Raw genomic sequence first — 26939 nt, forward strand, 5'->3', positions numbered from 1 at the left:
GGAATTTATTCTGCTATGCTCTCATGGTGAAGGGTAATATTCAGTGAGGTGGAACTATCATTAATTACAGTTAGCTTTATTTGAAAGTAAAAAGGTAGGTAAATGACTAGATAATTTCATTATGCTTGTGCTGAAGTAAATAATGATTCCATCTTTACTTTGCTCTTCTCTCGAATTTCAGCATCTGCATGGCGCATCACATATTTATGCGCTACAGCGATTGCTAAAACATCATCTAATAAGCCAATCCCAATAATAGCAGCTATATCTGGAATGAAATCGATTGTTAATACGTAATAAGATAAAGCGGCTAATATTATGAATTTCGCCTTAGTAGGTAATTCTTTCTTTTTCATTGTGTAGAATAAAATAATACTTTCATATACGCTAGATTTACCGAGGTTTACAGAGCTTTTTTTGAACTTTTTCCAAAGTGTCTGTTTCTCCATATAAACACTCCTTTTACAAAACATAGATTTTTTAAAAGGATGGACAAAGAAGTGAGAGATTAATCAATTTTATTGTTTTTCTTAATTATATATTTCCATAAAAATAGGGGATTACCTGTTTAAAATAATATAATGTGGATTATGTAACGATTCATAGTGTTCCGTTACATAGTATATATATTGTAAAATGTATGTGGATGATTTAGTTATTATTATGCATTTTATAAGCGGTATGGGGGAAGCAAAATGAAAATAATAGAACTACCAATTGAATTCGAATTTAACGGGCAAAAACAATGTGTTTATCCAAGTTTAATTATAGTACATAATGAATTAACATTAGTCGATACAGGATATACAAGTTTTTTACCTTTAATTGAAAATGCAATATTAAAACATGGATATGAGATGAAAAACTTAAAAAATATAATTATTACTCATTATGATGATGATCATCTAGGGGCTTTATATGATTTCAAAGTGAAATATCCTCACATTAATATTATTGCTAGTGAAATTGAATCTAACTATATTAGTGGTGATATAAAATCAGAGAGGTTAGTTCAAGCTGAAGAAATGTTAGAACGTATGCCAAATGAAGAAAAAGAATTTGGTAAATGGTTTATACAACAGTTAAAAAATATAAAACATATTTCCGTCGATGAAAAAGTGCATGATGGTCAAATGATTTTGAATAATGAATGTCAAATAGTAGCGACGCCAGGACATACTTCGGGGCATATTTCATTATATTTTCCGAATTTAGATTGTGTAATTACGGGAGATGCGGCTGTTCAAGAGAATAGTGAGTTAGTAATAGCTAATCCGAATTTTTGTTTAGATATAGAAAAAGCGAAACAGTCTTTAAATAGGATTAAAAGTTTTAAAGCAGCAGAGTATTATTGCTATCATGGAGGAAAGCTTACTGTATAAACTAATGAAAACCGGTCTTTCCTAAATCGAAAAGATCGGTTTTTTAGTTCATATATTTTGCGATTTCAACCAAATCAGTAACATTATATTTCGGTAAAATTGAAATATATATGTAAAGAAGAATATATATAATTTGAGCAAGGGTATAGGGGGGAGAAGATGGGTTCGTTATTTGATGTAATAGCAAAATTAAGAAGTTCATTTTGTCTTCTACTAACATGGAAGCATTAATAAAATCTGAGAAAAAGCAAAAAGAATTTGTTCATCTAGTACAGGATGAATATAAAAAAAGAAGATAAGAATTTTTTTATTTTTCATATTTGGCGAAACAAATGGTACAATGAAAGCTAATGTGAAAAATAAGGAAAAGAAGTGGTCTATTTGAAAAATTTTTTAGAATTAGGAATTAGTGAAACTTTTAATCATACATTACGTGAAAATGGAATTACAGAAGCAACACCAATTCAAGAGCAGGCAATTCCTGTTATTATGTCTGGTAAAGATATTATTGGGCAGGCAAAAACAGGTACGGGTAAAACGTTAGCATTCGTGTTACCGATTTTAGAAAAAATCGATTCAGAGTCTAGTGATGTTCAGGCTTTAATTGTTGCACCAACAAGGGAACTAGCCCTGCAAATTACAACTGAAATTAAAAAAATGCTTGTTCAAAGAGAAGATATTAATGTACTAGCGATTTATGGTGGGCAAGATGTAGCACAACAATTGAGAAAATTAAAAGGTAATACACATATTGTTGTTGCAACACCAGGACGATTATTAGATCATATACGCCGTGAAACAATTGATTTAAGTAATCTTTCAACGATTGTACTAGATGAAGCGGATCAAATACTTTATTTTGGTTTCTTATATGATATTGAAGATATTTTAGATGAGACACCAGGTAGTAAACAAACGATGTTATTCTCAGCAACGATGCCAAAAGATATTAAAAAATTGGCGAAGCGTTATATGGATGAACCGCAAATGATTCAAGTACAAAGTGAAGAAGTAACGGTTGATACAATTGAGCAGCGTGTCATTGAGACGACAGACCGTGCAAAGCCAGATGCACTTCGTTTTGTTATGGATCGTGATCAGCCATTTTTAGCTGTTATTTTCTGCCGTACAAAACTTAGAGTAAGTAAACTGTATGATAATTTAAAAGGACTAGGTTATAATTGTGCTGAACTTCATGGTGATATACCACAAGCGAAACGTGAAAGAGTTATGAAGAGTTTCCGCGAAGCTAAAATTCAGTACTTAATCGCAACGGATGTAGCAGCTCGTGGACTTGATGTAGATGGTGTAACGCACGTATTTAACTTTGACATCCCTGAAGATGTAGAAAGTTATATTCACCGTATTGGCCGAACAGGACGTGCAGGTGGATCAGGTCTTGCAATTACGTTCGTTGCAGCGAAAGATGAAAAACATTTAGAAGAAATTGAAAAAACGCTTGGTGCACCAATACAAAGAGAAATAATCGAACAACCGAAGATAAAACGTGTAGATGAAAACGGAAAACCGGTACCAAAGCCGGCTCCGAAGAAATCAGGTCAAAATCGTCAAAGAGATAGCCGCGAAGGTTCAAGAAGTGAATCAAGACGTGATTCAAGAAATAGCTCAAGAAGTGAATCAAGACGTGATTCAAGAAATAGCTCAAGAAGTGATTCAAGAAATAGTTCGAGAAATAGTTCGAGAAATGAAAATAACCGATCATTTAATAAGCCAAGTAATAAAAAAGGTAGTACAAAGCAAGGTCAGCAAAGACGTGGCCGTTAAATAGTTATAATTGTAAAAGAGTCGCAAAATATTGTGGCTCTTTTTTGTTTGTATACAACAAGGATGATGGCAAGAAAAAAACAAAATTTCATTCACCGCATTTGAAATTTATAAAGGGAATTTTATAGTCCAAAACCATTAGTGCAAGGGTATTACTATCATTCAGCAGAACACTTTGGTTAAAAGAAAAGGTATTGAAGCGAGCGAGTATTTTCATTATACATTCCGCAATTATTGAAATAGAACAAGAGAAGTTTATGAAGGATTAAACTCGTATTGGTGTACGATCGTTGGAAACTGGAAAACTAATTTGTTAGTTTTGATCGATGAGGAACTCGAGAAGCACCACTGCCATCCTTATGGGGAAATTGCTTACGACGACGATGAAGGTAATGTAGTGATAATATGCGAAATAAGAAAAAAGGACTAGCAGTCGTACCTGCCGTCCTTTAATAGGAGAAAAAGTAATCTTGTTTAGAACTACGCATAAACAGAAAATCTGCTTGTAATTAGTTTTACCCTAAATATACGTGTCTATACAAAAAAGGGATAAGTAAAAGATACTTATCCCCGGAAGGGAAATCCCAAGCACCAAAATGGCTCGTATTGGTCTGCAGGTTCAAAAGTAGTATATGTAAAACGAAAAATCTCATACAAAAAGCAGACAACGATTTTGGTTGTCTGCCAGTGAGTTCAATGAGTTAGCTAATTGTGATAATTTGCATCCCCATTGCGAGAAGAGTGAAGCTGCTAGTTCAAACAGCTTGTTGGTATTATTTTCGATTTCTTAAAAAATATACAGAGAAAGTAGATAAGTGGAGAACCTACCTGTTTTTGCTGTAACAAAAGAAAGAGGTATTAGCCGTGGACACGGCGGCTTGAAAATAGTATGTATTTTTATTTGGAAAATATTCACGGGGTGAAGAAACGTGGAATGTTTGATAAAGGTGTTTGTGAAATTAATCAGCTAATTAGTAAAACAAAATAGTTATTTGGAAGAAAAGGAAAATGAATATGAGATGAATTGAAGCTGTTGAAAAATTACTTGAAGTGATGAAAGAATGCTTTTGGAACGGAACATCTTTAAAGGGTGAAGCTAATGATTTTAATATTGTATCTTGGCTGATTGAAGAAGCGACGCGTAAAACAAAATAAAGATTTCATTTTGTAGCAATGGAGAATAGATATGTGTACTTATTGGGGGAAAGTAGATAAAGAGTTCTTTAAGAGGCAAGAACCGGAACAAAATAAAAGAGCGGCTAGCAAAAGCTAACTGCTCAATACAAGGAGATACAGAGAAGACTACTTTAAATGAATGTTGGCATACAGCCCACATTCAGTATTGACCGAATATTTATTTTAAATTCAATTTATTTAAAGTAAACATCCCAACAGATAAAATGGTTGCGCCTGCTACAGAACCTAGCCAGTCTCTCCAGCCTAATGTATTTAAAGATGCATCTGTTAAATCCGTAATTAAGAAGATAGCAAACATTAATACACCAAATGCTAAGCATCCCCAAAATGTTTGCAAATATTTAATCATCTTCTTTCGGAACTTGCTCATATAAATCACCCTTATTAATAATTTATATTTTTATAAATAAATTATCACATATACAAAAATTAAAAGTGCGAAATATGCAATATTACATATTGGAACTCAACAAAATACTCCATTGATAAGTACATAGATCGAACGGAGGCATCGTTCTTTTCCTAAAATGAAAGGTGACGATAAGAAACATGAGATACGTTTTAAACAAATTGAGCGGACGTTAAAAAATAAAAATTTATAAAGGAAATAGAAAGTATGGTGTTGTATATGTACGATAATAGGAAACTTTTTGCAAACTAAACATATAATTTTAATAGACCGACAGTCGGTCTGATGGGAAGGAGAACTTGAATGCGAATTGTAAAGGAGTATGAGGAGCGTAGAAAGGAAATTTTAGAAACAGCTGAGCGTTTGTTTCTTACGAAAGGTTATACGAAAACAACCGTGAATGATATTTTAAAAGAAATTGGTATAGCAAAGGGGACGTTTTATCATTATTTTAAGTCGAAGGAGGAAGTAATGGATGAAATCATTATGAGGATTATTAAAGAGGATGTCACTAAGGCGAAAAGGATTGTCTCCAATCCCGATATCCCCGTTTTAGATAAGTTATTTAAAATTTTAATGGAACAATCACCAAAATCAGGAGATGTCAAAGAAAAAATGATTGAACAATTCCATCAACCAAATAATGCAGAAATGCATCAGAAAAGTTTAGTGCAATCCATTATACATTTATCTCCTGTATTAACGGAAGTTTTAGAGCAAGGAATAGAAGAAGGCATATTTTCTACTCCATACCCACAAGAAACAATTGAATTATTACTCTCTTCAGCACAAGTCATATTTGATGATGGTTTATTCCAGTGGAAACCGGAAGAAATGATGAGAAGAGCTAAGGCTTATATTAAAATGATGGAAGTATCTGTTGGAGCGAAAGAAGGGTCCTTTGATTATATGATCGAGGTTTTAATGAAACAGAAATAGCTTTTTTCTGTTTGGGTGTTATAGACCGGCAGTCGGTCTAGACTAAATGAAGGATGTGATGAAGATGCCAGCAAGTATTCAATCTTCCTTGAAAGATTTTCACTTAATGGTAAGTGGTCAAATTATTACTATTTTAGGTTCAACACTATTACGTTTTGCACTGTCTTTATATGTGCTAGATATAACAGGACGTGCCGATATATTTGCAGGGTTATATGCCATAACGAGTATCCCGTTTTTGTTAGCTCCTCTTGGCGGAGCGATAGCAGATCGTTTCAACCGCCGTAATGTAATGGTCATTTTGGATTTTATAAACGCTGCTATTGTATTAAGTTTTATAGTTTTGTTATTAACTGAATCGGTATCTATTTTATTGATTGGAGCAATTATGTTTTTACTAGCAGTCATTAGTGCAATGTACTCACCAGTTGTTATGGCAAGTATTCCGCAATTAGTTCCAGAGAAAAAGTTAGAACAAGCAAACGGTATCATAAATGGTGTGCAAGCATTATCTAATATAGTTGCACCTGTACTAGGAGGAATATTATATGGCATAATTGGTTTGAAAATGCTCGTAATAACAAGTTGTCTTGCTTTCTTTTTATCTGCAATTTTAGAAATGTTTATTACAATACCTTTTATAAAAAGAGCGCAAGAAAGCCATATCATACCGACAATTGTAAAAGATATGAAAAAAGGTTTTCTTTATGTTTTAAAGCAACCTTTTATTTTGAAGGCTATGTTACTTGCAGCTTTACTAAACTTAATTTTGACACCGTTATTTGTTGTTGGAGGACCTATTATGTTACGAGTAACTATGCAGAGTAGCGATACGATGTATGGAATTGGAATGGGATTAATTGATTTTGCAACCATATTAGGGGCATTGTCAATCGGTTTCTTTGCTAAAAAGTTACAGATGAAAACATTATATAATTGGATGCTTATCATAGCTTTATTAGTAATGCCAGTGGCACTATCAGTTACACCGTTTATTCTTAATTTAGGATACTATCCACCATTTATCCTCTTTATACTGTCTTCCCTTCTAATCGCAATGATTATGACAATTGTATCCATTTATGTGATTACTGTAGTCCAAAAGAAAACACCAAATGAAAATCTAGGAAAAGTGATGGCATTTATAACAGCGGTATCTCAATGTATGGCACCAATTGGGCAAGTCGTATATGGTTTTATGTTTGAAGGATTCAGTACGAAAATTTATTTACCTATATTTGTTATTAGTTTCATAATGATAATAATAGCGGTGGTGACGAAGAAAATATTAAGAAATGAAGGGAACTAGCTTCATATGCTTAGAGTATTAGCGAAACCCAATCCTAATCAATTCTTCATCATTTATTTCAATTACGAATCTATATTCTTTGTCTAATAGCCAGTAATAAAAACTGACTGCATCAACGTCAACTAGTGATTGGAATACTTTATCAAGATTTGTACTTACTACAGGGATTTCATAGTTATCCCGTATTATAAAAATCTGTTCGTCAAAATCTAGTTGGTTTGCTCTAATAAGGGAAATTAGTTGTTCTTTGTTCGAAGCTATGAATTGATTATCTATCTGTTCCCAATCTATTCTTCCCGAGACAATTATAGGAAATGAATTCATTAAAATAGTAGCAATATGCTGGCTTTTTTCTTGGGAGAAAATGAGAGTTTCGTTTCCTAGGGATTCAAGGCATTCACTAAACAAAGGGTTTGTGTCATTGTTGTTTTTGGTTTTCAGTGCTCTTAACTTTTGTCGCAATTTCCATTGTCTTGACGATCTATCATCCATTTTTAACATTCCTTATACAATTATTTAAGAATGAGTATAGCATATAAGGGAAGTCTTTATGAAAAGGAACTTTTTAAATATAAATTAAACAAAAGCGTTATTTGAAAAAAAGCCTTTTAAGGAAAGATAAGAGGCCATCAAAAAATATAACAACATGAAAATTTTATATTATGTATATACAATTTAAAGAGTTAGTGGAAATAATAAAATGTATAAAATTCTTATAAAAAAGCCCTAGGATTAGGGGATCTAGGGCTTCCTCTGTTGGTATATCTCACACGACATTATAAAAAGAAAAGAACTTAATGAAGATAACACATGAATGTTTCGTAAATGTATCAAAAAAGTGAACAAAAACGTTATTTTATTAGAAAAATATGATTGTATGAAATATCATGTATGAAAGAAGAGGCGTTAGCAAAAATATACCTTAACGAAATCGACTTTATTTTTCAGCAAAGTATTCTTCTTAAGTGACTCATGTTGTAAAGGTAGCAGCGAAAACAGAAAGAGTTCTTTTTTTGCAGACTGAGAAATTTTTAGTGAAATACGGATGGGGAAATATGAACATGATTATTTGAAAGTACGGGAAGAGAAATTGCTAAAATGGCAAGATGTACTTGGATTTTAAAGAAAAAACTCCTATTGAATGTAGGAGTTTTTTCTTTGTTTGAAAGTTCAAAAAGATATATAATAATTTTCTGACTATTAATTTGTGGAGGGGTATTAATGAAAAATGAAACGTTACACACACAAGAAGACATTTTAAAAATGCTTGATTCATTATTAAGACCTGCAGAACCATTTTGGAATGAATTTTATGAGAATAGAGAAAAGGATGTTCCGTTTTTTGGAAATGTCCCAGATGAGAACCTAGTTTCGTATATACAAAAAGAGAGAGTTTCAAAAGGGAAAGTATTAGAACTTGGGTGTGGTCCAGGTAGAAATGCCATTTATTTAGCGACTCAAGGATTTGATATAACAGCAGTGGATTTATCTGTAGAAGGCATTAATTGGGCTAAAGAAAGGGCATTGGCAAAAGAGGTAGCAATTCATTTTATTTGTGATTCAATTTTTAATTTAGAGGTTCAAAACGAATTTGATTTTGTATACGATTCGGGCTGTTTGCATCACATTCCACCGCATAGAAGAATAAATTATGTGGATTTAATTAAAAACTCATTAAAATCGGGTGGTTATTTCGGATTAACATGTTTTGCGGCAGGTGATTTAGATGAGCGAAATGGATCGGAAATAACAGATTGGGACGTATATAGAGGGTGGAGTCTACAAGGTGGTCTTGCATACTCGGAAGAAAAGTTAAGAGAGATATTTAAAGAATTTGAGGTAATTGAGATTAGAAGAATGAAACAAATGAAACAACCGAAAGAAATGTTTGGAGAATCATTTCTTTGGACAGCATTATTTAAGAAGAAATAATAAAGTAGATAATTGACAAACTCATCGTTTTTATAGACAATATATTAAAAGGAACGTACGTTTGGTTTTGTTGGCGTATGTTTTACATAAATACATAACAAGGGGCTGTCTCCATATGAGTAACGCAAATCAAAAAATTACTACGTTTTTAATGTTTGAGGGCAAAGCTGAGGAAGCAATGAATTTTTATACGTCACTATTTGATCAATCAGAAATTGTAAGTATTTCTCGCTACGATGAAAATGGACCTGGTAAAGAGGGAACTGTAATTCATGCAACTTTTACGCTAAATGGCCAAGAGTTTATGTGTATTGATAGTTATGTAAATCATAATTTTACATTCACTCCAGCTATGTCTCTTTATGTAACTTGTGAGACAGAAGAAGAAATTGAAACGGTCTTTCATAAACTAGCGCAGGATGGAGCGATTCTTATGCCTTTAGGTTCTTATCCGTTTAGTAAAAAGTTTGGCTGGTTAAATGATAAGTATGGTGTATCTTGGCAGTTAACTCTTGTTGAATAAAAAAGAAAAAGCGTAGCTTATTTGTTTGTCAAAGATGTTCATCTTGTATGGAATGAAGTTTCTAGGGTTTTAAAGAATAAAGGTGTTCTTATTGCTGGATTTACAAATCCGTTACTATGGATTTTTGATGATAACCAAGAGCAAAAAGGTATTCTGGATGTTAAACATTCAATTCCTTCATCAACATTGGATTATTTACCAGAGGATGAAGTTCAAGATTACATCGATTCAAATCAAACAATAGAATATGCGCATACTTTAGAAGACCAAATCCAAGGCCAAATTGATGCTGGTTTTGCTATAACAGGTTTTTATGAGGATGATTTTGGTGGAACAAGGATATTGGATAAGCATATTAAAACATTTATTGCGACAAAAGCTATAAAATTAAAGATGGATTAAGAATTTTTGCTTGTCGCACGGGGCGTTAGTCGAAGAAGGCTCTTAAAATAGAAAAGGATGGTACTTTCCATCCTTTTCCTTATGTATTTTGAGTGTCGAAACTATTCTCAAAACAAGTTTTACACTACTAGTTGTATAATTAGGTTATGCTTTTATATTAAGAATTTTGCTGACCGAATCTTTTCCCGAGTTTAGCTAACAATTCAGGTTGATCGCTTTGGCTCATTATAACTTCAATAAAGATAAGTTGATTCTTATTAAAAATTATATTTGTTAAGACTTCTGCTAATTCTGCTTCATTTTCTACTTTAAATGTTAGACTTTTTTCTTCTGATCCAAATATCATTGATAGTTTATTGTAATCCCACATCTGTATGTCATTATAAGGTTGGTTTTGTCCGTGAATGGCACGTTCAACAGTGTATCCGTTGTTATTGATTAAAAATATAATCGGTTTTAAATTTTGACGTAGTATAGTTGATAACTCTTGGGCAGTTACTTGGAAAGAACCATCACCAATAATTAAAATGTTGCGCCGTGATAAATTGGCGAGCTGTGTACCAAGTAGAGCGGGCAGTGTATATCCGATAGATCCCCATAACGGTTGTCCTACATATGCAGTGTCATTAGGTAGAGGGATAGCAGCACTACCAAAGAAAGGTGTTCCTTGCTCTACAATTAAGACGTCGTTTTCTTGTAAGAAATGGTACATTTGCTGCCAAAAACGTTTTTGTGTGACCATTTGTGCTTTTGGATTGAACTCTTCAGTAAAAGGTGATGATTCTAAAATAAATGGCTTAACGTCAAGGGTATCTTTATTACGATGCTCAATTGAATCACTTAAATGTTGTAAAACATCCTGCATTACAACTGGACCGTATTTTTTATCTATAATTTTCACAGTGTAGGGATGGATTTCTATAACTTGTTCTTTTGTAAAACCTTGTGTGAAGCCGCCTGTAATAGTATCAGTTAACTTCACACCAATACTAATAATACAATCAGATTCATCAATTCTTTTTCGCAAGTACGGAGAACTTACATCACCAGTATAAACACCTATAAATTGAGGGTGTTTTTCTGGGAATATTCCTTTTCCCATACTGAACGTCGCGATGGGAAACCCAGTTTTTTCTACGAATTGATGTAAACTTTCTTTAGCATGAAATCGATCTACTTCAAAATCAGCTAAAATAACAGGTTTTTTGGCACTATTTATTTTTGAAATGGCATGTAGAAGCATTTTATTTAATGCTTCTTTATTACTTAAAATAGGTTTATTTATAATAGGTTCTGTCGGTTTATTAATTGGTTTATTATACACATCAATCGGCAAATTAATATGAACAGGGCGTTTTTCATTCCAACATGCACGTAAAACACGGTCAATTTCCTCAGCAGCATGCTCAGGTGTTACATTTGTTTGTGCTATAGTGATTTCTCGATACATATTGGAAAAGTGATCGAACTTTCCATCTCCTAACGTATGATGGACGATTGCTCCATTTTCCATTACTTTTGTTGGTGGCGTACCTGTAATTTTTATAACTGGCACGTTTTCCGCATATGAGCCAGCAATACCGTTAATAGCGCTTAATTCTCCAACACCGAAAGTAGTAATAAGAGCGGCGATTCCTTTTATGCGAGCGTACCCATCTGCTGCATATGCAGCATTTAATTCATTACAATTGCCAATCCATTTTAAACTTTTATGTGCTATCACATCATCTAAAAAGGCAAGATTATAATCACCAGGAACCCCAAATATATGTTCAATTCCTAATTCGTGTAGTCTATCCAATAAATATGTACTTACAGTATATTGTTTTTTCAAATGAATCATCTCCTAATTATGCAATGAATGTTTCAATAGACTAAAGAAGTTCTAATGCGTTGATTAAAATATTCATTACTAGATTGTGGTATAATTTACATACAGGGGGAAAGTAGATGACACAACATAAAGAAGAACAGATGAATGAGGCATTAGCATTATTTTATTTTGCATATAAAACATTTACTGAAAAGCCAGATGAAATTATAAAAGAATATGGCATTCAACGAGTACATCATCGAATTTTATTTTTTATCGCACGTTTTCCAGGGATAAGTGTAAATGAGTTATTATCACTATTAGAAATAAGTAAACAAGCTCTCCACGGGCCGCTACGTCAACTTGTGGAAAAGGGCTTAATTGAGAGTAATGAAGCTATGCATGATCGACGTGTGAAACAGTTGTCTTTAACAGAAAAAGGTACAGATTTAGAGAAAAAACTGAGTGATGTACAAAGACAACAAATGGGTGCTATTTTTTCAAAATTTGGTGAATCATGTGAGGACAATTGGCACCAAGTTATGAATGAAATGGCAAATAGCCGATCAGGTTTTGATGCTTGGATATCGAAACGTGAAATACCAGTCGATCAAAAATAATGAAAAAACTTCTGTTTTTATCGTTTGAAAAAGAGCAAATTTTATCCATACATTTGGCAACTATGATTTGGTCATAGAGTGAATGGATAAAAAGATACATTACTAGATACTTTATACGTGTACGCAATGGAACAATAAAATTCACATTTCCGAAAGGGGAATTATAATGATAAAACTTGTACTTATTCGTCACGGACAAAGCTTATGGAATCTTGAAAATCGCTTTACTGGATGGACAGATGTTGATCTATCAGAGAATGGATTAAGTGAAGCGAGAGAAGCAGGAGCAATATTAAAGAAAAACGGATATACTTTTGATGTGGCTTATACATCTGTATTAAAACGCGCAATTCGGACGTTATGGATTGTACTTCATGAGATGGATCTTACTTGGGTTCCAATACATAAATCTTGGAAGCTAAATGAAAGACATTATGGTGCATTGCAAGGGCTGAATAAAGATGAAACTGCTCAAAAGTATGGTGAGGAGCAAGTTCATATTTGGAGAAGAAGTGTTGATGTAAGACCACCGGCTCTTACTGAAGACGATCCTCGATATGAAGCGACCGATCCAAGATATAAAACACTCAAAAAAGGTGAATTTCCATTAACTGAATGTTTAGAGGATACGGAGAAGAGAGTACTTGCTTATTGGCATTCAGAAATTGCGCCGACATTAAAAAGTGGTAATAAAGTAATTATTTCATCACACGGTAACACAATTCGCTCGCTAGTAAAATATTTAGACAACCTTTCAAGTGATGGTGTAGTTTCATTAAATATTCCAACTAGCATTCCGCTTGTTTATGAATTAGACGAAAACTTACGTCCGATTCGTCATTATTATTTAAGTATGGATGGAGAAGTACCTGAAGGGGAAATTCCGAAACATATTTCTTTTTAATACGAAAATTTGAAATGAATGCTTGTCTACATATATAATATAGACTCATGGTAAAGTGAAATTTTAATCAGTGGGGTCTTACTGCCCACAAATAGCAGGATAAAAGACGTGGTACCTTCTAATATATATGCGATGTAGCTAATTTTAGAAGCTTGTCCACGTCTTTTGTCATAAAGAGAGCAGCTTGCGCATGTAATGATATCGTGAGTAGTTTTTGAATGGAGGGTGATGTGATTAATGATCTCTAACATTCGAATTGGCTTATTTGTTTTAGCGATTGTCTTTGTAGTCCTTGTTTTCTTTTATTGGAAAAATGAAGAGTTGTACGAGGAGAAGAAGCAACGTATTAGAAAGACTTGGTATGGTTTGTTTATCATATCTGTCACCGTGTATTTCATGATAAAAGGAATCGATTTAACCCTCTGGAAAAATCTTTTAATGTTTACTGCAATGGTTATTTTTGTTGATATTTCGTTCATTTTAACGCCTAATATTTCAGAAATATGGGGTGCAAAATTTAGCGATATTGGCAAGACAGTTCAATCCATAAAACGATCATTAATTGCATCTAAAGCAAGAGGAGAAATATACACGACAATTATTCAAAATGTTAATCCAGCAGTATTCGGTACGATGGAATGGCATACGGAAGAGGAATATACAAAGAGCTTAAATGCATTTTTAGATTCATATGGGGAAAAGATTGGCGCGAAAATTGTTGTTTTTGAAGCTGCGAAGGAATTAAATACAAACTTTCGTGGTATTCGCTCACAATTTAGTATTATCGTCCCGTTAGAACATATCGAGCAATTGAATGAGCAGAAAGCGGTGCAAGTAGAAAATGTCGGGATTATACCAGCAAAAATAGTAAGTGACGTTTTCATTGTTATTGATGGAAAGAAAAATAACCTGCAAGATCGGGATTTTGAAAATGTATATAATTTAACAATACATCATAGTTATTTTAGTAAATAAGGACAGAATCTTTTTCTGTCCTTTTCTTCTATACATAAATTAAAAACAAAATCCGACAAAGTTGAATAAAATTGGACAATCATTCCTACACTAGCATGTAGAGGTGATTGTAGTGGTAAAAGATTATGACAATGATTTTTTTAAAGAAGATAACGAAGATACAACAGATTTCTCTTTAATAAAAGGGGATACGTTGCAGCAAGTAGAAGAATTAGAAGAAGAATTAAAAAGAAAATCATAAGTGTACACTCTTTCTACATTTGCTATATAATATAAATAAAAGGTTGTATCTTTTTGAAAAGGGGGAGAAGAGATGGCTGAAGTCAATGTACAAAAGTCTTCGTTTTTTAAAGAAAAAAAAGAAGAATCCAATACAGATTTCTCTCTTGTGAAAGGTGCATTAACGGAGAATATAAATCGGTTAGAGAAACTGATGAATAATAGTAGTTCAAAATATATACAGGTGAAAAGAACAAAAGAAAATGCATAGAGCATTTTCTTTTGTTTTTTTATTTAATAGTAAACTTATCTTTTACTTTTTTAGGTAAATCTGTTTTCTGAATCTCTTCATAGGACTTTACTTCAATTGATGATATTTCATTGTTGCTATTATCATCTTGATCTACATAAAGGCGTAAAAACGCGTCTTCATTTAATTTATGATTGTTTTCTTTTTTTGTACTTCTAAATGTAATTTGTTTTTTGACGCCATCTTCATCAAATGCGGACAGCGTATAGTTTCGTAAGTTTCTATGATCTACTTTTTCGATAGTTCCTTCGCCTTTTATCTGCATGTAATATACATCTTTACCAATTCTATTTAGTGACGCTCTCTCACAGCCAATAGTAAAACTAAAAAATAATAAACATAGTGTAATAATTGCTAAAAACTTTTTCATTTTCTTTATCTCCTTTAATGTGTTTCTTTAAAAAGTATACGACTATTATTAAATGAGAAAAATCGATGTAGATTACAACGCCCTTACAATGTTGTAAGAGTGTTGTACATAAAATGAACAATAAAAGTTAAAAGAAAGATAAAATAATGAATCATGGTATAATGATATGAGACTTACATATTATTTTTTCATTTTGAGAGGAGCTTGAAAAATGTATTCTACTTTAGAACAATTAACAAAGCACCCTGTATTTTTTCATTTTGCAGAAATTTCAAAGATTCCTAGAGGATCAGGTAATGAAAAGGAAATTAGTGATTATTTAGTGGGCTTTGCAAAAGAGCGTAACTTAGAAGTCATTCAAGATGAAGCATTAAATGTCATTATTAAAAAAGAAGCAACAGCTGGTTATGAAAATGTACCAGCTATTATTATTCAAGGTCATATGGATATGGTTTGCGAAAAAAATCAAGCAACAGTACATGATTTTGAAAAAGATCCAATTGAATTACGAATCATTGGGGACATGTTATATGCAAATCAAACAACTTTAGGTGCTGATAATGGTATTGCAGTTGCGTATGCATTAGCTTTATTAGATTCAAAAGAAATTCCGCATCCAGCACTTGAAGTCGTTATCACTACTGAAGAAGAAACGACAATGGGCGGAGCTTTTGCTATTGATCCAAATCATTTTGAAGGAAAGATATTTATAAATATTGATTCTGAAGAAGATCATAAATTACTTGTAAGTAGTGCAGGTGGTGCGAAAGCTGTTGAAACAATTCAAGTAATTTGGGATGAAACGCCAGCGAATATGGATGCATACCGTATATATGTTGGTGGTCTAAAAGGCGGCCATTCTGGTATGGAAATTGATAAACAACGCGGTAATGCGAACAAAGTATTAGGACGAGTATTACGTGATTTATCAGTACATACGGAGTTTTACATAAGTGAAGTTCACGGCGGATTAAAAACGAATGCAATTCCGCGTGAAAGTGTAGCTACAATTTTAATTCGTACAGAAGATGTAGGACAAGTAGAAGAAAAACTAGAATCATGGACACGTGTATTACAAGAAGAAATGCGTGCTGTTGATCCAGATGTTCATGTTACACTGACAAAATTGGATGAAAAAGTTGAAAAAGTATTTGCTAAAGAGACACAAAAGCAGCTTATTTCATCATTATTCTTAATTCCAAATGGCATTCAAAGTATGAGCATGGATATTAAAGGTCTTGTAGAAAGTTCAACAAATTTAGGCGTTATTGAAACGTTGCAAGATGAAATTAAATTACGTAACGAAGTGCGAAGTTCTGTAAGTAGTTTAAAACAACATGTTGCAGAAGAAATCAAATATATTGCTGAATTAGTTGGTGCTACATTTGAAATAGAGTCAGAGTATCCAGAATGGCCATACAATCCAAACTCACAAATTCGTAATTTATTTGAAAAAGTACATCAAGAAAAATACAATAAAGAAATTGAAATCTTCGCTGTACATGCGGGGATTGAGTGTAGCGCATTCGTTCAAAAGATGCCTGAATTAGATGCAATTTCATTCGGACCAGACATTTTCAACGTCCACACTCCAGATGAACATATCAGTATCTCTTCTGTAGTGAATAACTGGGGATTCTTCATTGATGTAATGAAGGGTACGAAAGAATTAGCTAAGTAATAACGACGAAATAAAAAGGAGTCTATAAAAATTTATAGGCTCCTTTTTTGTATTGGAATTTATCCCACTATTTGCCGGGCAGCCCGATTGGTTCAACTAATAATCAGTGGGGGATGAATAAAACCACTACTGATTAAAGTTTCACTTTATGAGAAGTCATTTTTCGTTAGTATGTAATATTAAGCTTGAACAATTAATAAGGATGAATTGTTGATGTTTTTTAGTACTGATAAAGGGGTGGAGAAATGAAGGGAAGAAATCATTTTATTGTTTGTATGTTTTTATTGTTTTTCACATTTAGTTTTATTGGTGTTCAGAAAATAATAGCAGAAGAAGTTGAATTTTCAGGAACAACAGCTCCATTGAATGTAAATGTTAGAGAGGCAAAAAGTTTAAATGCAAATATTGTAGATGTGATTCCCGGAAATACAAAAGTATCTTTTAAAGGATGGGAGTATGGTGAAGCGGTTAAAGATTACTGGACAGGAAATTTAGATAATCGTTGGTTTTATTATTTTAAAGATGGAAAAAAAGTATATGTAACGTCAGCGTATATTAATGGAAATCCCCCAAGTACACCAACAGACCGTAAATTATCTGTACCTAACATATTACAAGAAAGATCAAATTGGTGTTGGGCAGGCACTTCGGTTTCAGTTTTAAATTATTTTGGGAAAACTCCTTCACAAGATCAGTACGTTAGGTATGTTAAGGGTGGATCATATAATAATCCTGCAACTTCACGTGAAATACAATATGGATTATCGGGATATGGTGTTAGCTCAGTTATAAGTTCTGGAGCAAAATCTTATGATTGGTTCAAAAGTCAAATTAATAGTAATCAGCCGATGATTGCACTCATTATGTGGCAAAATGGAGCTAACATCGGACACTTTCTAGTACTTGATGGATTTTATAAAGGGACAAATGGAACAGATTATATAACATACATGGACCCTTGGTATGGTGATCATTATAATCATAATTTCAGTACGTTCCATAACAATAATAATTTTTGGTGGAGTGAAACTGTTTATAATATCCATGCAAACTAATAATATTAAAAGCGGGGGTTCATAAATGGGAAAACTACTTAAGCTTGTGATACTGTGCATGTGTTTAATGACTGTTATTATTTTCGCTAGTAAAATTAGTTATGCATCAAAAAATAAAAGTGAATCAGTACAATCGATCGCATTAAAAGATTATCAATATAGTAAGGGAAGTTCTTCTGAAAATTTAAGTTTTGAAAAAATAACAACATCTCCATTTTCGTTACCAATCTATGAAACAATTCCAGCACAGCAAATTTTAAATAGCTCTGAATTTAAGAATTTACTATTACCAACAAATGAAAAGCTGTGGTTTATTATGAAGGGTGAGCAGCCAGAAGGACTAATTGTTGCGAATGATACTGAACCGATTCGAACGGGCGGAGAAAATAGAAGTAAAGATTTATATGGATTATATAAAGCAATAAAAAATAATACAAATGAAACAAAAGATATTAGTTATTTCGAATTTGAAGGGCAAGGAATATTGGTAGTAAATCAAAATAATGATCAAGAAATATACCTTAGTAAAGGTGCCGCTGCCATATTAAAACTTCCTGCTGGTCAAAAAGTATTGAGCAGTGAAGTAATACAGAAAATGAAAGAGAGAATTGTAACTGGTTTTGAATAGTGGTAATATTTGATTTTTTTTGTTTATACAAGGTTGAATAGGGAACAGGATCAATGGTAGCATTAGGGCATCTTTACTGTTTGAAACCTAATAGTGTATATAAAAAGGTTAGAGAAGTTAATTCTCTAACCTTTTTATATTAATGTCTGAAATTTAAAAAGTGATGGAGTAAACCAAATAATAAAAGTTTGTCTGCTCTTCTATTTTTATTTGCAATTTAAACTCGTTATATTCAGCTATCTATTGTACAACCTTTTTACATAGCTGAATTTTTTTATTTGAAAATAAGGGTGCATCTATAAAACCATAATGATAAACTAAAATACCTAATTCCACTCTAGAATTAATATGCCATTTTTCTTTAATATGATTAATTATCGTTGAAATTCTTCGAGGGGTAACATATATTTTTTTTGAAATTTCTGCATCTGTGTATCCTTTTGCTACATAAATAGCCACTTCTAACTCTCTTTCGGTCAACATTCTTTTCATAAAATACGCTCCTTCGAAATTATTTATATAAAAATCAAAAGAAACTATTAAAAGAAATAAAGGTGAAAAATCATATTTATTTTAATCCGGCTATTTGCGGGTAGTAAGACTCCGACCTCAAAATTTAGATGTGGCAAAGAAGTCGGACTCCCTGTAAAAGCCTGCCTGGGGTGGACTAATAATCAGTGGGGGTGAATAAAACGCACATTGATTATTAGTGAACCATACTTTAATAATTTCTCGTATTGTGATACAAGTTTGTAAAAGAAACTATAAATCCATATAATTAGTAATTGTAACTATATCAATTTTACATTACATTAAAAGTTGGAAAATATTCTTATACTCATAAAGTGTTACATTTGAGGGAGGAAAGATGGAATTCTACAATCTTGGTATTATTATTAAAGAACTTAGAAAGAAAAAAAACATGTCACAATCTGAATTATGTCATGGAATATGTTCACAAAGTCAAATTAGTAAGATAGAAAAAGGTATTATTTATCCATCTAGCATATTGTTGTATCAATTATCTGAAAGACTTGGTATTGATCCAAATTATATATTCGCACTAACCAAAAATAAAAAAATAAAATATATTGAAAATGTAAAATGTGTAATGAGAGATTGTGTAAAACAAAAACAATATAATGAGCTTTATGAAATAGTAAAAAAAGAGAAAAATGATAATAATTTCCAATCAAAAGAGGATAAACAATTTTTATTATGGCATGAAGCGATTGCTATATATTATGTAAATGGAGCAACAAGTAATGCTTTTGACATTTTAAATAGAGCACTAAAACAAACCTTAAGTAGTACTAACTTTTTATCAGAAAAAGAAATAAGCATAATGAATTCAATTGCTATAATACATGCAGAAAATGAAGAGTATGAGAAAAGTATAAATATATTAAAACAAAGTTTAATTAATTTTAATAAGATAGAATTTCCTAGAGAAAAAGAAATCAAATTAAGACTCATTCATACGTTAACAAAATGTTTACACCTTGCAAATCAATATGAAGAAGCAATAAAGTATAGTGAAATAGGTATAAAATTAGCCATAAATATGAATACTTTATACTTATTAGGTGAATTGTTTTTTGAAAAAGGTGCAATTTTATTGAAAGTTCAGCACTCTAATGAAGTTGGTTTAACAGACATAAAAAAAGCATTATTTATATTTGAACTAACTGAAAGAAAACAATATATAAAAATGATCAAGGAAAAATATATTAAAAATCAAGAATAAACAAGAAAGAATTTTAACATAAACTATTCCTAATTGTTATTTATTTCTAAAAAAAGTACTGTAATACGAACTATTCCTAATTGTTGTTTATTGCTAAAATGAATACCGTAATATTAGATAAATATAAAGGGTGGCATTTTATGAAATCAAGAGGAATTACTCGTAAAGCAGATAGTATGGGGCGTATTGTTATTCCAATGGAAATAAGACGGAGTTTAGGAATTGTAGAAAAAGATTCTCTTGAAATGTTTATAGAAGAGGATCAGATTATTTTACGAAAATATCAATCTCCAAGAGCTTGTGCACTTACAGGAGATATTTCAGACAGCAATATTTCGTTAGCGAATGGGAAGATTATCGTAAGTCCAAACGGGATGGAACTGTTAATAAAGAAGTTACAGCAATATCTTTTAAAGTAAAAGATAAGTAAGAACTTTAAAATAGAATATACTTGGAAAAAGTCCTCTATTCATTTAGGGGGCTTTTTTATTGTTATCAATAAAATTGAGAGGCCGTAGTTGGTTCAATGGAATACGGATTACCTTATAAATAGTCTGACTATTTTTTATAAAAAAACTATTTATTTACATTTTTTTGTTTCGTGTTATATTTTTAATGTTAACATAGTTGTATTGAAAATTCTGATTTTAAAATTAGGAAAACTTTAGAAAATGAAATACTCTTACTTGAATTGAAAATCATATAAACATAGTTTGAAAGTAAAGTATGAAAATGAATCAGATTTTCAAATTAAATTTGCCAAATCAATGGAGGTTCGTGGGGGAAATGTAACTAAGAAGAAATCTCTTATACTCCATGTTTTTTATTTGTAAATCGGTAATTCTAATAGCTCTGACGAAAAGTAAAGGAGTAAAAAAGAAGTGGATAGTTTGTTTAATAGAAGATAGGGTGTAAAAAATAAAACAACGGAGGTTTTATAATGAATAAAGGAATACTGCAGATTACAGAAATTGAAGAAATTACCATTCCGAATCTATTGAAGGATAAAATGAAGAATCTGATAGAAAATGAATTAAAAACTCATAATCCTTATACTTGTGATCAAGAAATAGCAGCATATTTTTCAAAAGAGTGGCTTAATTGTTTGATTGACTATTCAAAGAAAACTCCGAATTCAGACATGAAAAATCTACTACATATGATAAAAATAGCGAATTGTGGTGGGAACGTACCGCCTATCCTTATTAAAAATACTCCATGTGATCCTATAGAAACACTATTACCTGGGGAAAATCGCAGAGGTTTTAATTATGGTGAAGACGAACACGATAGAATGAAAAAATATTTTTATGCAGAATGGGTCACATGGCTTTTTGCCACACTTTTTAATTATGATGCTTTAATTCACCCATCCGAACATGCAGGGAAAAATAGATTTCATCTCATTTCACCTTTAAACAACGATGAAGTTTTGCGAAATGTCGGTGCAAGCACCGGTGGCGGGAACTTTTATCAACATAACGATGCCACAGTGTATACAGATATGAAAGACCAATCAGATATTGAAGCAAGATTGAAAACATTCAATACGAATTTAGAAATTGTATCAAATAGACTTAATAAATCCGTGGAACGAATAGTGTCTGAAATTACTTGTGGAAAATTTACTAGAGTTGATGCTCTTTTATTAAAAGGAGTGTTAAATTTAAAAACTCAAACTCATATTGGAACGCCAAAATTACTTCAAAAGCATCTTGAAGAAAATTTCTTCAGTAAAGATGACATATTGGCGATAAGTAAAATGCCTATTGCTCATATCGCAGGAATGGCTGATGGTGAAATATCGGGATTTGTAGGGGAAATAAACCAAATTATATTTTTAGATGATAAGGGTGATATTATTGCAACTTGTTTAAATGGAGCAGAGAATAGATTGATTTATGTAGGAGAAAGTGAAGAAGAAAAATTGAAATTTGACATGTTTTTAGAACTCTTACGAACAACGCCTACTTATAAGGTTCCACTTACATCTGAAGATTTATTAATTATCCCAAATTCATACTATGGTAAACAAACAAATGTAACTCATGGTAGAGAAAGGTTATCTGAGGAAGAATATAAAATCCCGATTGGAAATAATAAATACGGAAGAAGAATTGTTTGCAGGCAATACGTTTCCAGCCGATTACGTGATCAGAAAGAAAGTTACTTTAAAGATTTAATTAACTAGTTTAAAGAGAGGAGGGAAGATGGGGAGGTTTGGGGTATAATAGCTCAAGCCTTCCCATATTCTTTGTATGGATTTTACTATTGAATTACTCATACTACTATTTTTAGTAGCTGTATTAGCAGGATGGATAGATACGATTGCTGGAGGCGGTGGTATGATAACTATCCCGATAATGTTATTAGTAGGTATGTCTCCTTCTGTAGCGATAGCAACTAATAAACTGCAAGGGAGTAGCGGAACTCTCATGGCAACAGTGTTTTTTATTAAGAAGAAAGAAATTAATCTTAAAGAAATGCGTTTGTCCATCTTAATGACCTTTTTTGGATCAGTTTTCGGTGGATGGCTTGTTTTACAGATACGAGCAGAATATCTAATTATGATATTACCTTTTTTACTTGTTTTTATTGGCATTTATTTTCTATTATCTCCAAATATAGCAAACGAAGATCGACCGAGAAAAATAAGTATGTTGTTGTTTGCGTTAACAGTGGCTCCGTTACTGGGATTTTATGATGGTTTCTTCGGCCCAGGAACAGGTAGTTTAATTGCTTTAGCATTCATTCTTTTATGTGGATATAGTGCTACACGGGCGACTGCAAATGCTAAGATTTTGAACTTTACAAGTAATTTCGCTGCTTTGTTGTATTTTATTATTTTTGGCCAAATCGATTGGACAATTGGATTGATTATGATGCTTGGTCAAATAATAGGATCATATATTGGGGCGAAGATGGTGCTTACAAAAGGGACGGCATTAATACGACCAATAGTGGTTATTGTTTGCTTTGTCATGGCAATTAAGATTTTTTTACAAAATATGAACTAAATGTAATCAATATATTATTTGTATCAAAGTTAGAGTGTTTTCATGTTCCTATTGCAGTATTACGCTGTTTAAGATGTGTTCAAAATTACACAATTTGACTAGTGTAATGTATTGCGTTATGCTTTTTTATAGTATAAAAGAAAGGCTTGAAGATAATGATTCGTCGTTTGAGAAAGCTAAAAAATGTAGCAGTCGTAGTAAGCTTCTAAGTAAATAGCAATATATATAATACTTAGAAGCGAGGAATAAAGTTATGAAGCATCCATTATTTAATCATTGGTCAGAAACAAAGTATATAAAAGATATAGTAACAAATCCACTCATTGAAGTAGGAGAGTACTCCTATTATTCAGGCTATTATAGTTATCAAAATTTTGAAGATGGCTGTGTAAGGTATTTGTGGGGAGATGCTAAGTCCCAAGCACTGTTCAATCCAATTGAACAGATGGGATGGCACCTTGACAAACTCATTATTGGGAATTATGTTTGCATAGCAAGCGGGGTAGTCATTTTAATGGGTGGTAATCATAATCATCACTCAGAATGGATTACAGTATATCCATTCGCTGAGCAAATTAAACAATCATATGAACCTAAGGGAGATACAGTCATTAAAAGTGATGCTTGGATTGGAATGAATGCTATAATAATGCCTGGCGTTACTATTGGTGAAGGTGCAATTGTTGCTGCAGGATCAGTCGTAAGTAAAGATGTTCCGCCGTATACAATAGTTGGTGGAAATCCTGCTAAGGAAATAAAGAAACGATTCACTGATACAGAAATAAACATGTTAATGGAAATGCGTTGGTTTGATTGGGATAGGAAATTGATTGAGAAGGCAATTCCGCTGTTATCTAGTCCATCCATCGAACCATTATTTGCTTTTTATAAAAATGAAGTGAAAAATAAATAAATCAGTTAGAAAAACTACATCCAGTATAGGGTGTAGTTTTTTATTTTTTGTAAATGTGGAACAAATGTATTATTTAGATTGTCTATTAACTGTAATCCTAAAAAAATATGAAAGTGTGAATCATTTTGAAAAATATAAGGGGATTAAAAATAAGGATATGTGTGGGAATACAAAGTATTAGCGCACCTAAAAATGTCGGATGAGATGGTCTATATGAAAGCGATTCTAACGTTTTATATGTATATACAATTTGAGAACACTTTCTATTTTTTTGCGGGATTATGTTAGAATAACGCTTTTTTTAAGTACAAAGAAATTGGAGGTAACAGAAGTGAAAGGTATGTTTTGCAATAGAGTTATTGCAATAGTAACAGTGCTTACAATATTTTGTAGCATGGTCGTTACAATTGGAAAAGCAGCAGCGGAAACAGATCCTGCTATAGACGTTGAAGCAGGGTCAGCAATTTTAATAGAAGAAAATTCCGGAAAAATTTTATATGAAAAAAATGCAGATGAATCATTGGCAATTGCTAGTATGACAAAAATGATGAGCGAATACTTAGTTCATGAAGCGGTGGATAAAGGAAAACTTAAATGGGATCAAAAAGTTAAAATCTCTGAATATGCACATAAGATTTCGCAAGATCGTTCACTATCAAATGTTCCATTAGAAAATGGTGGCTCTTATACGGTAAAAGAGTTATATGAGGCAATGGCAATTTACTCTGCAAATGGTGCAACAATTGCTTTAGTTGAACAGATTGCTGGTAAAGAGGTCAATTTTGTAAAAATGATGAACGATAAGTCAAAAGAGTTTGGTATGAAAGATTATAAGTTTGTAAACTCTACTGGCTTAACAAATCAAGATTTAAAAGGATATCATCTAGAAGGGACAACTCTAGAAGAGAAAAATAAAATGTCTGCAAGGGATTGTGCAATTTTAGCACAACGTCTTATTCAAGATTTCCCCCAAATATTAAATACAGCAAAAATTCCTAAAAAAACATTCCAAGAGGGTGGTAAATATCCAATTGATATGGCGAACTTTAACTGGATGTTAAAAGGCTTAATTAAGCAATATGAAGGTGTAGATGGTTTGAAAACAGGAACGACTCCAGAAGCGGGAGATTGTTTCACTGGTACAGTAGAAAGAAATGGTATGCGACTAATTTCTGTAGTGATAAAAGCAAAATCTCATACGGCACGTTTTGATGAAACAAAGAAATTATACGATTATGGATTTGCGAATTTTGAAGTGAAGAATGTCTACGGAAAAGATTCAGTAATAAAAGGACATGAAACAGTTCGAGTGGCAAATGCAAAAGACAAAGATGTAGTAGTTCAAACGAAGCAAGCTGTTTCACTTCCAATGCCGAAGGGCAATAAAGACATTTATAAAAAAGAATTTAAAGTATCGAATAGGGAACAAGAAGCGCCTATTAAAAAAGGTGTAACAATTAGTAAAATGATTATCTCGTCTAAAGATAATACAGATCCTGGGTTCTTATCAGGTAATTCATTACAAATAGACCTTGTAACAAAATCTGATGTGGAACAAGCAAATTGGCTTACACGTTTTATACGTAAAACAGGATCTTTTTTTAGTGGTATGTGGGATCGTACGATTGATATAGTAAAAAGCTAATTTTATAGGATACAACTAAATATTAGTTTGAAACAAAAGGTTTCCAAGCACTATAGATTCTTATGTGGATAGCTTGGAATGTCAGGGTGTAATTTTTTCTTCTTACTTTGTGCATTGCAATGACACTACTTTTTTCTATAGTTTCGTATCATTTAATCGAAAAGAAATGTATCAACTGGGCAAAACAAAGAACAACAAATTTTTTGAAAAAAGTATAATTCCTAGAGGGATTTTATTTCTTTAGTAAATATACGAATATGACCGATTCCTTAGTATACTTGGGAATCGGTCAATTTTGGATTCTAAATGTAAATATAGTAAAGTGGAATATAATTGAAATCGAAAACCACTTAGAAATAACAATTACGGTGTGAGCTATTGTATAGTATAGATATGTTTAAAAATAAAGGGGGAATACATATGTGGAAGCGATTTGTAGCAATTGGTGATAGTTTTACAGAGGGGATAGGGGATGAAGTTGAGGGAATTGCATTAAAAAGCTGGGTAGATCATTTTGTTCAACTGTGTGAAAAAGATATAGAATATGCCAATTTTGCAAAGCGTGGGTTAGTAACTGAAGAAATTCGCTTGCAGCAATTGGAAAAGGCGTTAACTTTTAATCCAGATTTGGTTAGTCTCATTGCAGGGGCAAACGATGTTTTAAAAGGACGTTGGAATCATGATGCATATAAGAACGATATGGAATTTATGATAGATACATTAAGTAAAGCAGGGGCTGATATTATTATAGCAAACCTTCCTGATTTTACAGTTAGGCTTCCTTTTGCTTCTGAAAAAAAACAAGAAATAAAAGAACAATTATTAGAGGCAAATGAAGTTATACATTCACTGAGCAGAGAGTATAAGCTTCATCATGTTGATTTTTGGAATCATCATTTAGTTAATGACAATACGCTTTGGTCTAAGGATTTAATTCATCCAAACTCAAAAGGATATGTAAAAGTTGCTGAATTGATTTTTAGTAGTTTGCCTGTACAGAAGACAAAATAATAGTTTGCAATGTAACGAATATGATATTAAGTGTATGAAGCTATGTTTTTTAGTAAATGGAAAGAACTAAACATTTAGCAAACAAAGCGTTTCTACGATATATTTCTACAGTAGTGCACAAATACAGAATCACAAAGAAAGATCACTTATGGA

At 32.2% G+C, this 26939-nt stretch carries 27 protein-coding genes and 3 pseudogenes; 24 read left to right on the top strand and 6 right to left on the bottom strand.

Going from position 1 to position 26939, the window contains the following annotated elements:
• Positions 1 to 119 precede the first annotated feature (119 nt).
• Positions 120 to 449: a YkvA family protein gene (locus tag AC22L0_RS08110; protein ID WP_000415089.1), complete on the bottom strand. Its 330-nt coding sequence runs from the start codon at positions 447 to 449 to the stop codon at positions 120 to 122.
• A 246-nt stretch (positions 450 to 695) separates the two neighbouring features.
• On the opposite strand from AC22L0_RS08110, the gene AC22L0_RS08115 reads away from it, so the two are divergent.
• Together AC22L0_RS08115 and AC22L0_RS08120 are read left to right on the top strand one after the other, a co-directional pair.
• Positions 696 to 1382, top strand: coding sequence for an MBL fold metallo-hydrolase (locus tag AC22L0_RS08115; protein ID WP_000691173.1), 687 nt, complete (start codon positions 696 to 698; stop codon positions 1380 to 1382).
• Between the two features lie 372 nt (positions 1383 to 1754).
• Entirely contained in the window at positions 1755 to 3167 is a 1413-nt protein-coding gene (locus AC22L0_RS08120; protein WP_098522413.1) for a DEAD/DEAH box helicase, read from the top strand.
• A gap of 1354 nt (positions 3168 to 4521) precedes the next feature.
• Here AC22L0_RS08120 and AC22L0_RS08125 read toward each other — a convergent pair.
• Positions 4522 to 4734, bottom strand: coding sequence for a hypothetical protein (locus AC22L0_RS08125; protein WP_000033159.1), 213 nt, complete (start codon positions 4732 to 4734; stop codon positions 4522 to 4524).
• A gap of 342 nt (positions 4735 to 5076) precedes the next feature.
• On the opposite strand from AC22L0_RS08125, the gene AC22L0_RS08130 reads away from it, so the two are divergent.
• The gene (locus AC22L0_RS08130) at positions 5077 to 5712 is read left to right on the top strand and encodes a TetR/AcrR family transcriptional regulator (protein WP_001223580.1); all 636 of its coding nucleotides are present in this window, start codon (positions 5077 to 5079) and stop codon (positions 5710 to 5712) included.
• Positions 5713 to 5776: 64 nt separating this feature from the next.
• Entirely contained in the window at positions 5777 to 7021 is a 1245-nt protein-coding gene (locus AC22L0_RS08135) for an MFS transporter (RefSeq protein WP_487272188.1), read from the top strand.
• An 18-nt stretch (positions 7022 to 7039) separates the two neighbouring features.
• On the opposite strand, the gene AC22L0_RS08140 is transcribed toward AC22L0_RS08135, so the two are convergent.
• Positions 7040 to 7513: a CDI toxin immunity protein gene (locus AC22L0_RS08140; protein ID WP_140160754.1), complete on the bottom strand. Its 474-nt coding sequence runs from the start codon at positions 7511 to 7513 to the stop codon at positions 7040 to 7042.
• A 473-nt stretch (positions 7514 to 7986) separates the two neighbouring features.
• Here AC22L0_RS08140 and AC22L0_RS08145 point away from each other — a divergent pair.
• The 4 genes and pseudogenes from AC22L0_RS08145 to AC22L0_RS08160 form a co-directional block, all read left to right on the top strand.
• Positions 7987 to 8144, top strand: a pseudogene (locus AC22L0_RS08145) (ABC transporter ATP-binding protein); the annotation flags it as partial.
• A gap of 98 nt (positions 8145 to 8242) precedes the next feature.
• Positions 8243 to 8953 carry a class I SAM-dependent methyltransferase gene (locus tag AC22L0_RS08150; protein WP_487272189.1) on the top strand — a complete coding sequence of 237 codons (711 nt, stop codon included), beginning with the start codon at positions 8243 to 8245 and terminating at the stop codon, positions 8951 to 8953.
• Positions 8954 to 9068: 115 nt separating this feature from the next.
• Positions 9069 to 9476, top strand: a complete 408-nt coding sequence (locus tag AC22L0_RS08155; RefSeq protein ID WP_487272190.1) for a VOC family protein — start codon at positions 9069 to 9071, stop codon at positions 9474 to 9476.
• 12 nt (positions 9477 to 9488) lie between these two features.
• Positions 9489 to 9878 (top strand): annotated as a pseudogene (locus AC22L0_RS08160) (SAM-dependent methyltransferase); the annotation flags it as partial.
• 157 nt (positions 9879 to 10035) lie between these two features.
• Here AC22L0_RS08160 and AC22L0_RS08165 read toward each other — a convergent pair.
• Positions 10036 to 11721, bottom strand: coding sequence for an alpha-keto acid decarboxylase family protein (locus tag AC22L0_RS08165; protein WP_002196497.1), 1686 nt, complete (start codon positions 11719 to 11721; stop codon positions 10036 to 10038).
• Between the two features lie 107 nt (positions 11722 to 11828).
• On the opposite strand from AC22L0_RS08165, the gene AC22L0_RS08170 reads away from it, so the two are divergent.
• The 5 genes from AC22L0_RS08170 to spoIISB all read left to right on the top strand — a co-directional run bounded on the left by AC22L0_RS08170 (position 11829) and on the right by spoIISB (position 14680).
• A complete protein-coding gene (locus tag AC22L0_RS08170) occupies positions 11829 to 12311 on the top strand; it encodes a MarR family winged helix-turn-helix transcriptional regulator (protein WP_000191888.1) in 483 nt (160 codons plus the stop codon).
• A gap of 166 nt (positions 12312 to 12477) precedes the next feature.
• Positions 12478 to 13215: a 2,3-diphosphoglycerate-dependent phosphoglycerate mutase gene (gene gpmA, locus AC22L0_RS08175; protein WP_000594152.1), complete on the top strand. Its 738-nt coding sequence runs from the start codon at positions 12478 to 12480 to the stop codon at positions 13213 to 13215.
• A gap of 237 nt (positions 13216 to 13452) precedes the next feature.
• Complete coding sequence (locus tag AC22L0_RS08180) at positions 13453 to 14190, top strand: type II toxin-antitoxin system SpoIISA family toxin (RefSeq protein WP_000624983.1); 738 nt, start codon at positions 13453 to 13455, stop codon at positions 14188 to 14190.
• Between the two features lie 112 nt (positions 14191 to 14302).
• On the top strand, positions 14303 to 14431 hold the full coding sequence (locus AC22L0_RS08185; protein ID WP_000237818.1) for a hypothetical protein: 129 nt from the start codon (positions 14303 to 14305) through the stop codon (positions 14429 to 14431).
• Positions 14432 to 14503: 72 nt separating this feature from the next.
• Positions 14504 to 14680, top strand: coding sequence for a stage II sporulation protein SB (gene spoIISB, locus AC22L0_RS08190; protein WP_000852629.1), 177 nt, complete (start codon positions 14504 to 14506; stop codon positions 14678 to 14680).
• 19 nt (positions 14681 to 14699) lie between these two features.
• Here the strand turns inward: spoIISB and AC22L0_RS08195 are convergent, their stop codons facing one another.
• On the bottom strand, positions 14700 to 15089 hold the full coding sequence (locus AC22L0_RS08195) for a YxeA family protein (RefSeq protein ID WP_000713865.1): 390 nt from the start codon (positions 15087 to 15089) through the stop codon (positions 14700 to 14702).
• 211 nt (positions 15090 to 15300) lie between these two features.
• Here AC22L0_RS08195 and pepD point away from each other — a divergent pair, with 211 nt between their 5' ends.
• From pepD to AC22L0_RS08210, 3 genes are all read left to right on the top strand, one after another.
• A complete protein-coding gene (gene pepD / locus AC22L0_RS08200; RefSeq protein ID WP_000287515.1) occupies positions 15301 to 16770 on the top strand; it encodes a beta-Ala-His dipeptidase in 1470 nt (489 codons plus the stop codon).
• Positions 16771 to 17015: 245 nt separating this feature from the next.
• Positions 17016 to 17825: a C39 family peptidase gene (locus AC22L0_RS08205; RefSeq protein WP_000678510.1), complete on the top strand. Its 810-nt coding sequence runs from the start codon at positions 17016 to 17018 to the stop codon at positions 17823 to 17825.
• A gap of 25 nt (positions 17826 to 17850) precedes the next feature.
• Positions 17851 to 18453 carry a hypothetical protein gene (locus AC22L0_RS08210; RefSeq protein ID WP_000517260.1) on the top strand — a complete coding sequence of 201 codons (603 nt, stop codon included), beginning with the start codon at positions 17851 to 17853 and terminating at the stop codon, positions 18451 to 18453.
• A 240-nt stretch (positions 18454 to 18693) separates the two neighbouring features.
• On the opposite strand, the gene AC22L0_RS08215 is transcribed toward AC22L0_RS08210, so the two are convergent.
• Complete coding sequence (locus AC22L0_RS08215; RefSeq protein WP_000827560.1) at positions 18694 to 18945, bottom strand: response regulator transcription factor; 252 nt, start codon at positions 18943 to 18945, stop codon at positions 18694 to 18696.
• Between the two features lie 376 nt (positions 18946 to 19321).
• Here AC22L0_RS08215 and AC22L0_RS08220 point away from each other — a divergent pair, with 376 nt between their 5' ends.
• From AC22L0_RS08220 to AC22L0_RS08255, 8 genes and pseudogenes are all read left to right on the top strand, one after another.
• Positions 19322 to 20200, top strand: coding sequence for a helix-turn-helix domain-containing protein (locus tag AC22L0_RS08220; RefSeq protein WP_000397984.1), 879 nt, complete (start codon positions 19322 to 19324; stop codon positions 20198 to 20200).
• A gap of 140 nt (positions 20201 to 20340) precedes the next feature.
• A complete protein-coding gene (locus tag AC22L0_RS08225) occupies positions 20341 to 20619 on the top strand; it encodes an AbrB/MazE/SpoVT family DNA-binding domain-containing protein (protein WP_000842216.1) in 279 nt (92 codons plus the stop codon).
• Between the two features lie 521 nt (positions 20620 to 21140).
• On the top strand, positions 21141 to 22391 hold the full coding sequence (locus AC22L0_RS08230; protein WP_087967826.1) for a hypothetical protein: 1251 nt from the start codon (positions 21141 to 21143) through the stop codon (positions 22389 to 22391).
• A gap of 67 nt (positions 22392 to 22458) precedes the next feature.
• On the top strand, positions 22459 to 23217 hold the full coding sequence (locus AC22L0_RS08235) for a TSUP family transporter (protein WP_000347986.1): 759 nt from the start codon (positions 22459 to 22461) through the stop codon (positions 23215 to 23217).
• Positions 23218 to 23470: 253 nt separating this feature from the next.
• Positions 23471 to 24130, top strand: a complete 660-nt coding sequence (locus tag AC22L0_RS08240) for a CatB-related O-acetyltransferase (protein WP_000682540.1) — start codon at positions 23471 to 23473, stop codon at positions 24128 to 24130.
• Between the two features lie 331 nt (positions 24131 to 24461).
• Positions 24462 to 25775 carry a D-alanyl-D-alanine carboxypeptidase family protein gene (locus AC22L0_RS08245; RefSeq protein ID WP_000677709.1) on the top strand — a complete coding sequence of 438 codons (1314 nt, stop codon included), beginning with the start codon at positions 24462 to 24464 and terminating at the stop codon, positions 25773 to 25775.
• A gap of 92 nt (positions 25776 to 25867) precedes the next feature.
• A pseudogene (locus tag AC22L0_RS08250) lies at positions 25868 to 25993 on the top strand (acyltransferase family protein); the annotation flags it as partial.
• A gap of 202 nt (positions 25994 to 26195) precedes the next feature.
• A complete protein-coding gene (locus AC22L0_RS08255; RefSeq protein WP_000265873.1) occupies positions 26196 to 26786 on the top strand; it encodes an SGNH/GDSL hydrolase family protein in 591 nt (196 codons plus the stop codon).
• Positions 26787 to 26939: the final 153 nt, after the last annotated feature.

The sequence above is a fragment of the Bacillus sp. LQ01 genome (assembly GCF_057624735.1).